This window comes from Microbacterium sp. NPDC055665 (assembly GCF_053618035.1).
On record NZ_JBSHGY010000002.1, the window covers coordinates 665,647 to 678,350 of the forward strand.

The window sequence follows — 12,704 nt, forward strand, 5'->3', positions numbered from 1 at the left end:
CGGGGCGCTGGCTATGGTCGGAGGTTACGCCAGCCACCGAAGGGGAAGCGAGTAACCATGTCCGGAAAGTCCATTCAGGGTCGCGACAGCAAGAAGGCGCCGCAGCTCACGCTCAAGGAGAAGCGTGCGGCGAAGCGGGAGAAGAGCGCACCCGACGAGTTCCTGAAGCCCCGCAAGGGCGCGAAGGGCTGACGGGAATCCAGCCGGCGGCGCATCGTCCCGGACGCGGATGATGCGCCGCCGGCGTCCGGTCATCCGGGCGTCCGGGTGTCAGCGGAAGACGCGGGTGATGCCGCTTTCGAGCTGCGTGAGCTGGATGAAGAGCACGAAGCGAAAGAGCGGCTTCATCAGCGCGCGGACGATACGACGGCCGCCGCGTCGCGGAGGGGTCAGCCATGTCAGAGTCACGCGGAGTTGCATTCCTCCTGCGGCATGTTCGAGTGCGAACGCCACCGACCGCGGGTTCGAGCGCGCTGCATCGGGGTGGGTGAAGAGCCACTGGATGCTCGTCAGCTCCTCGCGCTGGGCGAGGTGCACGCGCTGACGCCGAAAGTCATCCTTGACATGAATCGGCTTGCCGTCGGGCATGGTCGTCGCGGTCTCGGCCTCCCACGGCCCACTCGTCTCGTGGTCCGCATCGACCGCGGCGATGCCCTGGTCCCACTCCGGGATGCGCGCGGGAGCGGACAACAGCGCCCACACGTCTTCGATCGGCGCGGGCACGAAGATCGAGCGGGAGCCGGAGAGGTTCTGGTCGGCCGACGGGGAGGGGTCGACGAGGCGTAGCCGCTGCACCTCGTCCAGGCGGGTTCGCAGGGTGTCGGGATCCGCATCGAGCCGCCTCAGGATCTGATCGATGAGTCCGCTCGGCTCGTCGACCAGAGCGCGGAGTACGGCCGTCGAGTCGCCGCGGCGCTCCCCGCTCGATGCGTCTTTCAGCACCGTGATCGCGCGATCCGTCCATTCATAGCCGCTGGTCTCGTGGAAGACGATGCGACCGGGGCTGTCCGGAGCGGCGGCGATGCCCACGAGACCGAGCTGAGCCGCGTGCTGCGCCGCGACGGCCACGCGCGCCGTCTCCAGGCTGACGCCCATTCCGCGGATGGTCTGGCCGCCGGTGTCGGGATCGATCGTCAATGCGAGGAGGAGGTGATCGATGTCCGCGTCACGGACACCGAACCGGGAGGCCTCCTCCATGGCTGCCAGCGAGAGGGTGTGCATCGTGGCGGCCGCCTGCGTGAACCGGCTCACGAGTTCCTCCGGGGAACGGTGATCGTGGGGTCGATCCGCTTCGAATGCTTTTTGTGCACGGCCTGTCTGGTGACGCCCAGGGCATCGGCGACCGCCTGCCAACTCATGCCAGCGCGCAAGGCGGCCTCGACCTGGCGCAGTTCGAGCGTGTCGGCGAGGGTGCGGAGCGATGCGACGGCCCGCAGTCCCGCTCGGGGGTCTGTCGTATCCGCGGCGATCTGCGCGACGTCGAGGGATTCCATGCCGTCAACCTACGTTGCTTACCGGCCGCATGTCAACCTGGGTTGCTCAGGGCCGAACCCGGTTACTCCGCCCTGGCGGCGGTGTCAACGGTCCTGCGGCGCCTCGGCATCCGACCCACCCTTGTCTCTCCGACGAAAGGACGCAGCATGTCGATTCCAGAAACCCTCGCGAGTGCGCGGAGAAGTGTGCGATGAGCGGTATCGAGGACCAGGGCGCGCGCCCGGAGAACGTCCGATCCGCGGCCGACGCCGATGCGGATGCGCGGATCGCCGAGCATCTCGCTGAGCGCACGGGTGAAGGCACCGATACCGCGGGGCAGGTTCCGGCCGGCGGAGCCGGTGCCGACTCCGGCGCCGCCGGCACCGTGGGAGTGGAGCCCGGATCGAGTGCGTCCATCCCGGACGAATCCACTCACAACGACGAACCGGGCATCGGCACCCGCCGCGCCGACGTCGACGCGGCGAACCGCGACGACGGGGACCCCGGCAGTCGCGCCTGAGCCCCTCCGCCCTCACACCGTCGACGGGTGCAGGACGACCTTGATGCAGCCGTCCTCCTTCTGCTGGAACGTGCGGTAGAGGTCGGGTGCGTCGTCGAGGGGCGCGTGATGGGTGGTCAGGTCCATGACGCCGAGCGGATCGGAAGCGTCCTCCACGAGCGGCAGCAGGTCGTCGACCCAGTTCTTCACATTGCACTGCCCCATCCGCAGCGTGATCTGCTTGTCGAAGAGGGTCTTCATCGGCATGATGTCGGCGTCCCCGGCATACACACCGCTCAGCGACACCGTTCCGCCGCGGCGCACGACGTCGATCGAGGCGTAGACGGCGGCGAGCCGGTCGACCCCGGCCTTGTCGAGAACCTGGCGTGCGGCGGGATCGGGCAGTAGTCCGACCGCCTTCTGCATGAACTCGACTCCCGAGTTGCCGTGCGCTTCGAGTCCCACGGCATCCACCACCGAGTCGGCACCGCGCCCCTCGGTCAGATCCCGCAGCTCTTCGACGACGGAGTCCGTCAGGTCGAACGTCTCGATGCCGTGCCGCTCCGCCATCGCCCGCCGCTCCGGCACCGGATCGACCGCGAGCACCCGGTACCCGCGGTGCCGGCCCACCCGAGCCACGAACTGCCCCACCGGCCCGAGACCCATCACCGCGAGCGTGCCGCCCTCCGGCACCTGCGCGTACTCGACGCCCTGCCAGGCCGTGGGAAGGATGTCGCTGAGGAACAGGTAGCGCTCGTCGGGCAGGTCGGGCCCGACCGGGATGTGGTTGTAATCCGCGAGGGGCACCCGCAGATACTCGGCTTGCCCGCCCGGAACCTGCCCGTAGAGCTTTGTGTAGCCGAACAGTGCCGCGCCGCTGCCGTACTCCCGCACCTGCGTGGTCTCGCACTGCGACTGCAGCCCGCGGCGGCAGAGGAAGCACTCGCCGCAGGCGATGTTGAAGGGGATCACCACGCGGTCGCCGACCGAGAGGGTCGTGACGCCCGCGCCGACCTCGACGACGATTCCCATGGGTTCGTGCCCGAGGATGTCTCCGCGGTCGAGGAATGGCCCGAGAAGCTCGTACAGGTGCAGGTCCGATCCGCAGATCGCCGAGGATGTGACACGGATGATGGCGTCCGTGGGTTCTTGGATGACCGGATCGGCGACCTCCTCGACCGTCACGCTCCGCTTGCCCTGCCAGGTGAGTGCCTTCATGATCGTCCTCCGTATCGTCGGATGCTGTCGTCCTGTCCAGGGTCGTCGTTGCCGGGCGACCCGCCCACCCGGTTGACAGGCGCGCGCGATCGTGCGGCGTCGCCGATCAGCGGCGTCGTCGATCAGTGGAACGGGCAGCTCCGTCCGGAGCCGGACGCCGCGCGAACCCTGCCGCCGGATGCCGGCTTGGTCGGCAGTCGTCGTCGATTCACGTCGAGCCCGGAGTCGAGCACGCGCAGCCGCGGATCGCTCAACACCGCGATCGCACCGGCGAGCCCGGCGATCACGAGCTTCTCCCCCGGGCAGCGATGCCCGGTCGCGACATCCGCCCCGCCCTGCGGGATGAACGTCCGCACGTCCTCGTAGTCGCCGACCCCGGTGAACCGCTCCGGGGCGAAGCGGTTCGGATGCGCCCAGGACTGCTGGTCTGTGTTCGTGCCGAGGATGTCGAGCACCACGCGCCCGCCGGCGGGAACCTTCACATCACCGATCTCGATGTCCACGAGCGCCCGACCGGGCAGCATCGGCACGAACAGTCCCGTCCGACGGACCTCCTGGGCGAACAGGGTCGCCAGCTCTCCCCCGACGAGCACGCCGCGCTCCTCGGTCTCGGCGGCGATTCGCTCCCGCCACTCCGGCCGGTCATGCAGCTCCTTCGCCGCGAAGGCGACGAACCGCGCAGCCGCGATCATGGGTCGGATGCTGTTCTGCAGCTCGACGCCGGCGAGTCGCGCCGGCAGGAGCGTGCCGTCAGGGCCACGGTGCGACGCCCACAGCGCGAGCGCCGTGCCGTCCTTGGCAGGGAGCGACCCGGCGCGGACGGCCTCGATGAGCCGTCGGGAGTGCCGATCGGACCACAGTCGGTTGACGGCGGCGGCGACGAACTCGGGAGAGTGGGGGACGCCGAAGCCGTCGACGATCTGCGCGAGCCGTGCCGCCCACCGCGTCTTGGCGGCCGGCGTTCCGGGAAGGCCCGCCCAGCCCATGATGGCGCGACCGAGCGCACCGACCGCTGCGTCGTACGCGCTGCGTGTGCCGCCGTCGAGCCAGGCCTCGCGCTCCGATTGCCATTCCCGCTCGAGCCACGGGGTGAGGCGTTCGACCTGCGCGTCTTCGTAGGCGACCTCCACGAACGTCGCCTTGCGGTGCCGATGCGCGGCTCCATCGAGGCTGTGCACCGAGCCGTGGCCGAACAGCGTCTCCTGCACGATCGCCGGCATGGCGCCGTGGCGGGCGATGCGGGTCTCGTCGTAGAACAGCTCCACGCCTTCGACTCCGCGCACGAGGGCGGCTTCGTCGCCCAGCAGGCGCATCGGCGCGGAACGGGCGCCGGGTCGCGCGCGACGCCAGATGCGCTCGCCGAAGTCGTAGCCGCGGGTGAGGAGCGAGAGGGAGTCGTCCCGAAGGATCGAGGTCGGCGGGTTCGACGCGGGCTTGGCTGATCTGGGGAGCATGGGTCGACCATGACAGGCGGCACCCGGGCATTCCAGGGGGCTGTCGGCCGCGACCGAGTGTGCTAGCGCCCGCGCCGCGCCGGTTGTCAAGCACCTCGCCCCACGACATCCTCCGGCACAGGATGGGGCACGAATGGAGGCATGATGGCGACGAACACCCGCGACATGGCGTGCACACCGGATGATGTGTTCCGAGTGCTCGCGAACGGCTGGCTCTATCCGGGATGGGTGGTGGGCGCCTCCCGCATGCGGGACGTGGACGACACCTGGCCCGATCCCGGTGCCCGCCTGCATCACTCCTTCGGTGTCTGGCCCGCCCTCCTGGACGACACGACCTGGGTCGAGGAATGGAACCCGCCGCACCGGGCCGTCCTGCGCGCTCGCGGTTGGCCGGTCGGCGAGGCGCGGGTCACGATCCGCGCGCGCACGATTCCCTCGGGCTGTCAGGTGCGCATCGACGAGGAGCCGGTGAAGGGGCCTGCCACCTTCGTCCCGGCTCTGATCACGACACCGATGCTGCGGTGGCGCAACGCCGAGACGCTGCACCGGTTGGCGTACCTCGCCGAGGCCGGAGCTGGCTGAGTCGGTGGGAGTGACCCTCGGGGCTCACTCCCCCGAGTTCGATTTGAACTGACGCTCCCAGTCGCGCAGCTCGGAGCGTCCGATGAGCGAGTCGAGCGACACCTGGAAGAGCAGCCCCTTGCGGGCGTTGACCTGCTTGATGTTGTCGACGATCTGGGTGGTCACGGCCGCCAGCGCCTCGCGCACCTCGGCGATCCGCTCGTCCGGTGCATCCCACAGGTCGGGACGGGTGAGCAGGTCGAGCAGATAATCGGGCTCGAGTGCCGCGACGAGTCGGGCGAGCTTGTCCGAGTACTCCGCCTCGGCCAGCGCGACCTGGTCGCGCTCGGCCTTGGCGTCGAGTCGCACGAAGAGCTGCTCGACGTGGGAGGCGAGCGCATCGATGCCTGCGGCCGTCTCCGCCGCCACCGGGTTGGTCGGCAGGTTCGCGTAGTCGACCCGCAGCTCGCGCAGCCGGTCCACCCGCAGTCGGATGCCGGGAGGAACCGGATCCGCTGCGGTCTTCGGCGCGCGACGGCGACGGGCGAGCAGTCCGATCGCCGTGCCGCCGGCCGCGAGCAGGACCGCCCCGCCGATCACCACAGGCAGCAGCCAGTCGGTCCCTCCCCCGGCTTCCACACCCGGAGAAGACGGAGCCTCTTCGACGATCTGCTGCACGGTCTCGACGAGCGCGGTCTGGGTGTCGCCGCCCGCCGCGGCCTCGTTCTCGTTGGCGATCCGCAGCACGTCGTTGCTGTCGATCACGGTAGAGCTCGCCTGCACGTCGTCGCCCACGGCGAGGACGACGGTGGTCTGCGGAACGCGCTCGCTGAGCCGATCGAGCAGTTCCAGGGGGTAGACCGTGCCCAGGTCGGCATCCTTCGGAAGCACCACGACGGCGATCGTCCGGTCTCCCGGCACGGTGGCCAGCAGAGCATCGGTCATCGCCGACTGCCCCTGCACGCTGGGTGCGACGTAGACATCACCGGATTGCAGCGCGGCGATCGCGTCGGTGACCCCGCTCGGGTCGGATGCCGTGGAGCTGATCATTCCCACCTCAGAAGTTGTTGATCACGGAGGCGAAGACGAGGTCGATGCGCTCGGCATCCGAAGCGTCGAACATCTGGCCGCCCGTGGCATCGGCGATCCGCTGCAGCACCGAGGTGTCGGCCGCCGAGCTGTAGGCGATCGGGAAGATGCGCACCGGGGCGTCGGTGCCGCCCTCCTTCGTGCTCTTGCCGATCTTGGCGATCAGCGAGTCGAGCGATGTCGTGGAGTCGGTGTCCTCACCGTCCGAGAGCACCACGATCGCGTTGATCCGTCCCGGCTCGGCCCGCTCGCTCATGGCCTCGTACGCGGTGAGCACCGCGTCGTACAGCGGCGTGCCGTTGCGCTCGGCGTAGCGGAGGTCGTCGAGGGAGGAGTCGAGCTTCTCGCCGTCGGCGCCCAGCGGGGTGACCCCGCGGAGCACCTGGATGTGCTCGCCCTCGTCGGAGGAGACACCGGTGGTGAATGCCCAGACGCCGACCTCGTCGGTGGAGCGGAAGTGGTCGAGCGTCGTCTGGGCGCCCTGGATCGCCCCGTCGAGCCGGGAGCGGCCGTCGCCGATCGGCTCGTCCATCGAGCCGGAGATGTCGATGAGCTCGAGCACCGACGAGGGTTTGCGCACCTGCGTCCACTGGTCGATCGCGGTGGAGATCACGTCTACTTCGGGCTTCGGCAGCGTGACGGTGGGTTGTGCGGGATCGACGCCGAAGTTCGCCGTGAACAGGTTGCCCAGCGGGACGGATTCGTCGAGCGGACGGAAGCCGTACTCGGGGAGGATCTTCTGCGCGGCCTCGGTCTGGAGGAAGGCGGCGAAGGCCTCACCTGCTGTGCGCTGCTCGGGCGTCACCCAGTCGGCGCCGAGCACGGTGACGGGGTTGTCCGACCACATCGAGCCGCCCGCGGGGTACACCGCGACCAGCTTGGTCTTCGGCGGGACCAGGGTCTCTCCCGGCTGCACGGTGTGCGAGTCGGGGTTGCCCTTGTTGTAGTTGAGCAGCGAGGTCTCCTCGAGCGCGACCGCCGAGACGTAAGCCGAGCCGTTGGCGCCGTTCTGCGTCTCGTCGTACAGGGTCGACAGCACGTTGCCGGTGGTGTCGCCGTAGTGGATCACGCACTCCTCGAACACGCGGGAGAAGTCGGCCGCGGCATCCACATCCGCCGACGTCAGCCCCTCGGCCTTGCCCGACGCCTCGTACGACTGCATCAGGATGGTCGACAGCCCCGTGGTCGAGGTGTTGGGGTTCGTCTTCGAGATCTTGAAAGCGCCCCAGATGTCCTTGCCCACGCTCCCCCAGCCGTCGGGGTCCTGGCACAGGCCCTCCAGGTCGGTGATGCTGATCGGCTTGTCTGGCCAGCCGAGCGCTTTGGCCATCGGCTCGGGCATCCCGAACACGACGGGTGTGCGCGTGAAGGATGCGGGCGTGCCGACGAGGTTCTGCGAGGCGGCTGCCGCGACGCGGTCGGTCCAGACCGTGGAGGCGGGCGACCACAGGGTCGGCCACAGGGCGCGGTCGTCGCTCGGCCAGTCCTCGCCGGATGTCAGGTAGCGGGCGGCATTGCCGGACGAGACGTTGGTGGGCCGCACGGTGGCGCAGGTGTCGAGCTTCTCGTGCTCCGGGGAGTCTTTGAACGCGGTAGCCAGCTCATCGAGCATGTTGACCTTCTCCGACGAGGTCGCCACGGTGATGTGCGTGCAGCCGTCGTCGGGAAAGCCCTGGCTGCCGTCGGGGGTGGGCTCTTCTCCCCCGCCGGTGCAGGCTGCCAGCACCAGCGCGACGATCGCCGCCGTCGCGAGGGCGACAGGTGTTCGCCGGATGGTGGTCCTTCGTGCGGTGCGAGGCGCGCTCATGCGCCAAGGGTACCGATGTATCGGGCTCCGGATCACGCCGTTCCGGCGCGCATGAACTCCTCGGCTGCTTGCACCTGCTCCGCGCTCGGGCGGATGCCGGTGTAGAGCACGAACTGCTCGAGCGCCTGCAGGGTCGCGACCTCGGCGCCGGTGATCACGATCTTGCCGGCGGCCCGACCCGCGGCGATCAGGGGCGTCTCGGCGGGCAGTGCGACGACGTCGAAGACGACGGATGCCGCGGCGATCGCCGCCTCAGAGAACGACAGCGACTGCTCCTCCGACCCCCCGGCCATCCCGATCGGGGTGACGTTGACGAGGATGTCCGCCGTCGAATCGAACACGTCCGCGCTCCAGCGGAACCCGTACAGACCGGCAAGCGCGCGTCCGTTCGACTCGTTCCTGGCGACGATGGTGACGTCGGTGAAGCCGGCGTCGCGGAAGGCGGCTGCGGTCGCCTTGGCCATGCCGCCGGAGCCGCGCAGCAGCACCGAGGCCGCCGGGTCGAGCTCGTTGCGCGCGATCAGCTGCGCGATCGCGGAGTAGTCGGTGTTGTACGCCGTGAGCACGCCCGCATCGTTCACGATCGTGTTGACCGAATCGATCGCGCTCGCCGAGGGGTCCATCCGGTCGACCAGCGCGATCACCTCTTCCTTGTACGGCATGGAGATCGCGCAGCCGCGGATGCCGAGTCCGCGCACGCCGGCGATGGCCTGGGCGAGGTCGGTCGGGGCGAAGGCCTTGTAGATCCAGTTGAGCCCGAGCGCCTCGTAGAGGTGGTTGTGGAATCGCGTCCCGTTGTTGCTCGGCCGCGCCGACAGCGAGATGCAGAGCGTCATGTCCTTGTTGAGCAGCGTCACCGCATCAGGCTACCTTCGCATCGTTTCCCTTGCGCGGATCGGCGCCTGCGCCCGGTCGGGACTCGCCCGGGCGAGGCCCGTGACGGGACCGCGCGTCCTCCCCTAGGGTGAAGGTGCGTGCACACGGGGATCGATCGTCTTCGTCTCTCCCCAGGAGACGAACCGCCCACCCCAGGGGCAAGACGATCCGTGCACGCGATTGGGCCCCCTCGAGTAGCTCAGTCCCCAATGGGCTGCTCGAGGGGGTCGCTATCGCGTCCCGCGCCGTGATTTTCGGATTTGTCCCCCAAAAGGGGGACAAGCACTCCGAAAAGGAGCTAGGCTGTTTCTGACGCACCCTCCGGTCGTCTTCGGCCCTCATCGCTCCCCCCGCGGTGAGGGCCACACCATTTTCTCGGCGCCTTCCGCTCGTGTGCCGCTGAATCCCCCGGATGACGGCCGTGTGCCGCTCATGCAACATTTGGATTACCTTCTTGCAGCGGCTATTCCGCTCGGGGGCTCCTCCACTAGCGTTAGCGATGTCGGGGCATACCTGCGTCGGCTTCTTCATCAGCAGAACAGGCAGTACATGAGCACCCAGGGCACGGTCAAGTGGTTCAACTCGGAGAAGGGCTTCGGCTTCATCTCCCCCGACGACGGAGGCGCTGACGTCTTCGCGCACTACTCCGCCATCCAGTCATCCGGCTACCGGTCTCTCGAAGAGAACCAGCGAGTCGAGTTCGATGTGGCACAGGGCCCCAAGGGCCTGCAGGCAGAGAACATCCGCCCCGTCTGAGACGGGCGGGAACACGAACTCCCCGACCGGAGCGCCATGACGGCGTCATCCGGCGGGGAGTTCTGTGCTTCCGGCGGGTGCGCTCCGGCGCGCAGGCACGGTGAGCGTCAGGTGCTCGCGGGTGCCGTAGCCGGTGTCAGCCGATGAGGAGAGCGCGCAGCTCGGCCACGGTCGTGACGCGGAACTCCGCCTCATCGCCCTCGTGCGAGTTGCTGAAGCCCCACTCGACGAAGATCACGGGGACGCCGTTGGCCTTGCCGCCCTCGACATCGTGATGACGGTCGCCGATGAGCACCGGCCGTGACGTGTCGGCGCCGAGCTCGCGGAGCCGCCGCAGCGCTTCGGCGACGATGTCGGTCTTCGAAGCGAGCGTCGACTCATCAGGTGTCGCACCGACGGTCGTCAGGAACGACGGGCGGAGGCCGAAATGGTCGACGAGGGCGTCGACCTGGATCTCCGGCTTCGAGCTGGCCGTCGCCTGCGGGATGCCCGCCGCCGCCAGCTCGTGGATGAGGTCCGTGACGCCGGGGTATGTGGCCACGTCGGTGGTGTAACCGTCGGCCTTGCCCAGCGTGCGGTAGAACGTGACCGCCTCGCGGGACTCCTCGGGGGTCATTCCCGCCTGGTCCTGGAACGACTGGAACATGGGTGGCCCGATCCAGTGGACGAGCTCTTCGCGCGTCGGTGCCGGCCGGCCGAAGTGGGTGAGGGCGACGTTCAGGCGTCGGAGGATGCCGACGGAGGCATCGATGATCGTGCCGTCGACGTCCCACAGCACGCAGGAATAGGGGGAGTGGGGCATGCTTCCAGCCTATGGGCCCGACGGCGACGGTCATTCTTCCTGCACAGCTGTGCCCCGAAAAAGCTTGTTCACACCTTATGTGAGAGCGCAATGTCCTCATATAAGGTCGTGACAAGAGCGGAGTCACAGGTGAGAATGGAGGCATGTACGTGTCGGTGGAAGTCATCACGATGCTGGCGACAGCAGCGGCGACTCTGGTCGCGATCGTCAGCGGGTTCGGCTGGATGATCACTCGGATGGATGCGCGCTTCGCGGAGGTGGACGCGCGGTTCGAGGCGCAGGACGCGAAGTTCGAGGCGCGGTTCGAGGCGCAGGACGCGAAGTTCGAGGCGCGGTTCGACCGCGTCGACAAGCGGCTCGACCGCGTGGAGAACGAGATCTTCGAGGTGAAGATCGCGATCGCGCGACTGGAGGGTCCGCCGCCGCGGCTCATCGCCGCGCGCTGACGGAGCTGACTCAGAACAGGCGGGGGATGCCCGACTCGATGCCCTTCATGTCGTCGTAGTCGAGCACCAGGCAACGGATGCCGCGGTCCTCGGCCAGCACGCGGGCCTGGGGCTTGATCTCCTGTGCGGCGAACACACCCTGCACAGGGGAGAGGTGCGGGTCGCGGCCGAGAAGCTCGAGGTACCGGGTCAACTGTTCGACGCCGTCGATGTCGCCGCGGCGCTTGATCTCCACCGCGATCGCGGCGCCGTCGGCGTCCCGCACGAGCAGGTCGACCGGGCCGATCGCCGTCGGGTATTCGCGGCGCACGAGCGTCGCACCCTCCGAGATGCGCTCGACCTGTTCGGCGAGCAGTCGCTGCAGGTCGGCCTCGACGCCGTCCTTCTGCAGCCCGGGGTCGATGCCCAACTCATGGGAGGTGTCGTGGAGGATCTCGTAGATCTGCACCCGCAGCGCATCGCCGGTCTTCTTGTGGGTGACGCGCCAGACCTCGACGACGCCTGCGCTCGCCTCCTCTTCGCCGGGTTCCTCGCTCGACAGCGAGCAGGGCGGGCTCATCCAGTTCAGCGGCTTGTAGCTGCCGCCGTCGGAGTGCACGAGCAGACTCCCGTCTCCCTTGTGCACGAGCAGACGCGTGGCGAGCGGGAGATGGGCATTGAGCCGACCGGTGTAGTCGACCGAGCAGCGGGCGATGACGAGACGCACCCGTCGAGCCTACTTCGTCGCCGCGGTGTTCTTCGCCGCCCCGGGGCGCGTGGCGATCAGTTACCGAGGACGTTCCCGAGTGCCTCGAAGAGCCCGAGCTCGGTGGCCGCGGAGCGGGCGATGAGGAACCCGATGATGCCGATGATCCAGGCGGTGTTCTCTGCGCCGGTGCGCTCCATCCAGGCGGCGAAGCGCTCGAGAGGACGCTGCACGAGAGGAGCGGCCACGATGCGGAGGAGGAGCAGCACGATCGCAGGGAGGATCATCAGCGCGCAGTATCCCGCCAGCGACAGCACCCGCACAGGAGTGTCGACCGCAGCATCCGCGAGCATCGTCATCGCGACGATGTACGGCAGCATCGTGGCGATCTCCACGAGCCCCGCGGCGATCGCGACGGCCATCACGGCCGTGCCCCGGGTGCGGGGATCGAGCAGGCGCTCACGCCATCGCGTGATGCGGCCCGGACGGGGAGCTGCCGCCACTCCGGTCCGGTCCGCAGCGGCAGGGGGCGGGGGCGGCGCCATCGTCGCCGGAGCAGGGTTGTCACGCACGGGCATCCCCGTCCACGGCGAGACCTGCGGCGCGGACGCGACGGGCGCAGCCTCGGGCGCAGCGGCGCCCCTCTTCGGCTGCTTTTCGCCCGTCGGCATCACCAAGGCGGTGATGAGGAGTGCGGCTCCGACGACGAGGCGGACGATCAGTCCCGCCGGAGACGCCAGGAAGTCCGCGGCCACGTCGACGAGGTTCACCAGCCCCCACAAAAAGAGAAGCCCGACGACGAGGTAGAACACCGCGATCGTCGCGAGGTAGAGGAGGATGCGTCCGGCGCGCACGCGGCCGGGGTGCAGCAGGAGGAAGACCGGGATGAGCAGTGTGCCGACGCTGAGGCCGTCGAGCAGCGCCAGCAGCGCGAGGGAGAGGGGGAGCGGCAGGCCGCCGAAGAGTTCCATGGCTCCACCGTCGCCCGGGCGGGGGTGACCGCGGATCGGGCGAAAGTAGCGTTCGTCGTGGGCTGCT

15 protein-coding genes are annotated in these 12,704 nt (G+C 68.9%); 5 read left to right on the top strand and 10 right to left on the bottom strand.

Features of this window, described 5'->3' with window-relative positions; genetic code table 11:
* Positions 1-57: 57 nt before the first annotated feature.
* Positions 58-192, top strand: coding sequence for a hypothetical protein (locus ACWGO6_RS08935; RefSeq protein WP_376101801.1), 135 nt, complete (start codon positions 58-60; stop codon positions 190-192).
* 78 nt (positions 193-270) lie between these two features.
* On the opposite strand, the gene ACWGO6_RS08940 is transcribed toward ACWGO6_RS08935, so the two are convergent.
* Together ACWGO6_RS08940 and ACWGO6_RS08945 are read right to left on the bottom strand one after the other, a co-directional pair.
* Complete coding sequence (locus ACWGO6_RS08940) at positions 271-1,251, bottom strand: Clp protease N-terminal domain-containing protein (RefSeq protein WP_452326497.1); 981 nt, start codon at positions 1,249-1,251, stop codon at positions 271-273.
* Positions 1,248-1,493 carry a hypothetical protein gene (locus ACWGO6_RS08945; RefSeq protein ID WP_376101805.1) on the bottom strand — a complete coding sequence of 82 codons (246 nt, stop codon included), beginning with the start codon at positions 1,491-1,493 and terminating at the stop codon, positions 1,248-1,250. Before ACWGO6_RS08945 ends, ACWGO6_RS08940 begins: the two co-directional genes overlap by 4 nt.
* 191 nt (positions 1,494-1,684) lie before the next feature.
* Here ACWGO6_RS08945 and ACWGO6_RS08950 point away from each other — a divergent pair, with 191 nt between their 5' ends.
* Complete coding sequence (locus ACWGO6_RS08950) at positions 1,685-1,993, top strand: hypothetical protein (RefSeq protein WP_452326498.1); 309 nt, start codon at positions 1,685-1,687, stop codon at positions 1,991-1,993.
* A 12-nt stretch (positions 1,994-2,005) separates the two neighbouring features.
* On the opposite strand, the gene ACWGO6_RS08955 is transcribed toward ACWGO6_RS08950, so the two are convergent.
* Positions 2,006-3,190, bottom strand: coding sequence for a zinc-dependent alcohol dehydrogenase (locus tag ACWGO6_RS08955; protein ID WP_452326499.1), 1,185 nt, complete (start codon positions 3,188-3,190; stop codon positions 2,006-2,008).
* A 122-nt stretch (positions 3,191-3,312) separates the two neighbouring features.
* Positions 3,313-4,644, bottom strand: a complete 1,332-nt coding sequence (locus ACWGO6_RS08960; protein ID WP_452326500.1) for a cytochrome P450 — start codon at positions 4,642-4,644, stop codon at positions 3,313-3,315.
* Between the two features lie 144 nt (positions 4,645-4,788).
* Here ACWGO6_RS08960 and ACWGO6_RS08965 point away from each other — a divergent pair, with 144 nt between their 5' ends.
* Positions 4,789-5,226: an SRPBCC family protein gene (locus ACWGO6_RS08965; protein WP_136042628.1), complete on the top strand. Its 438-nt coding sequence runs from the start codon at positions 4,789-4,791 to the stop codon at positions 5,224-5,226.
* A gap of 24 nt (positions 5,227-5,250) precedes the next feature.
* Here the strand turns inward: ACWGO6_RS08965 and ACWGO6_RS08970 are convergent, their stop codons facing one another.
* The 3 genes from ACWGO6_RS08970 to ACWGO6_RS08980 are packed head-to-tail and all read right to left on the bottom strand — an operon-like array spanning position 5,251 to position 8,958.
* The gene (locus ACWGO6_RS08970; protein WP_452326501.1) at positions 5,251-6,255 is read right to left on the bottom strand and encodes a hypothetical protein; all 1,005 of its coding nucleotides are present in this window, start codon (positions 6,253-6,255) and stop codon (positions 5,251-5,253) included.
* A gap of 7 nt (positions 6,256-6,262) precedes the next feature.
* Positions 6,263-8,101: a substrate-binding and vWA domain-containing protein gene (locus ACWGO6_RS08975; RefSeq protein WP_452326502.1), complete on the bottom strand. Its 1,839-nt coding sequence runs from the start codon at positions 8,099-8,101 to the stop codon at positions 6,263-6,265.
* A 32-nt stretch (positions 8,102-8,133) separates the two neighbouring features.
* A complete protein-coding gene (locus ACWGO6_RS08980; RefSeq protein WP_275087530.1) occupies positions 8,134-8,958 on the bottom strand; it encodes a shikimate 5-dehydrogenase in 825 nt (274 codons plus the stop codon).
* A gap of 568 nt (positions 8,959-9,526) precedes the next feature.
* Here ACWGO6_RS08980 and ACWGO6_RS08985 point away from each other — a divergent pair.
* Complete coding sequence (locus tag ACWGO6_RS08985) at positions 9,527-9,733, top strand: cold-shock protein (RefSeq protein WP_017203899.1); 207 nt, start codon at positions 9,527-9,529, stop codon at positions 9,731-9,733.
* Between the two features lie 136 nt (positions 9,734-9,869).
* On the opposite strand, the gene ACWGO6_RS08990 is transcribed toward ACWGO6_RS08985, so the two are convergent.
* Complete coding sequence (locus tag ACWGO6_RS08990; protein WP_452326503.1) at positions 9,870-10,535, bottom strand: HAD hydrolase-like protein; 666 nt, start codon at positions 10,533-10,535, stop codon at positions 9,870-9,872.
* A gap of 143 nt (positions 10,536-10,678) precedes the next feature.
* Between ACWGO6_RS08990 and ACWGO6_RS08995 the strand changes: the two genes are divergently transcribed.
* A complete protein-coding gene (locus ACWGO6_RS08995) occupies positions 10,679-10,981 on the top strand; it encodes a response regulator (RefSeq protein ID WP_452326504.1) in 303 nt (100 codons plus the stop codon).
* A 10-nt stretch (positions 10,982-10,991) separates the two neighbouring features.
* On the opposite strand, the gene nucS is transcribed toward ACWGO6_RS08995, so the two are convergent.
* Positions 10,992-11,687: an endonuclease NucS gene (nucS, locus tag ACWGO6_RS09000; protein ID WP_136042606.1), complete on the bottom strand. Its 696-nt coding sequence runs from the start codon at positions 11,685-11,687 to the stop codon at positions 10,992-10,994.
* A 56-nt stretch (positions 11,688-11,743) separates the two neighbouring features.
* Positions 11,744-12,637, bottom strand: a complete 894-nt coding sequence (locus tag ACWGO6_RS09005) for a GAP family protein (RefSeq protein ID WP_136042607.1) — start codon at positions 12,635-12,637, stop codon at positions 11,744-11,746.
* Between the last annotated feature and the right edge of the window lie 67 nt (positions 12,638-12,704).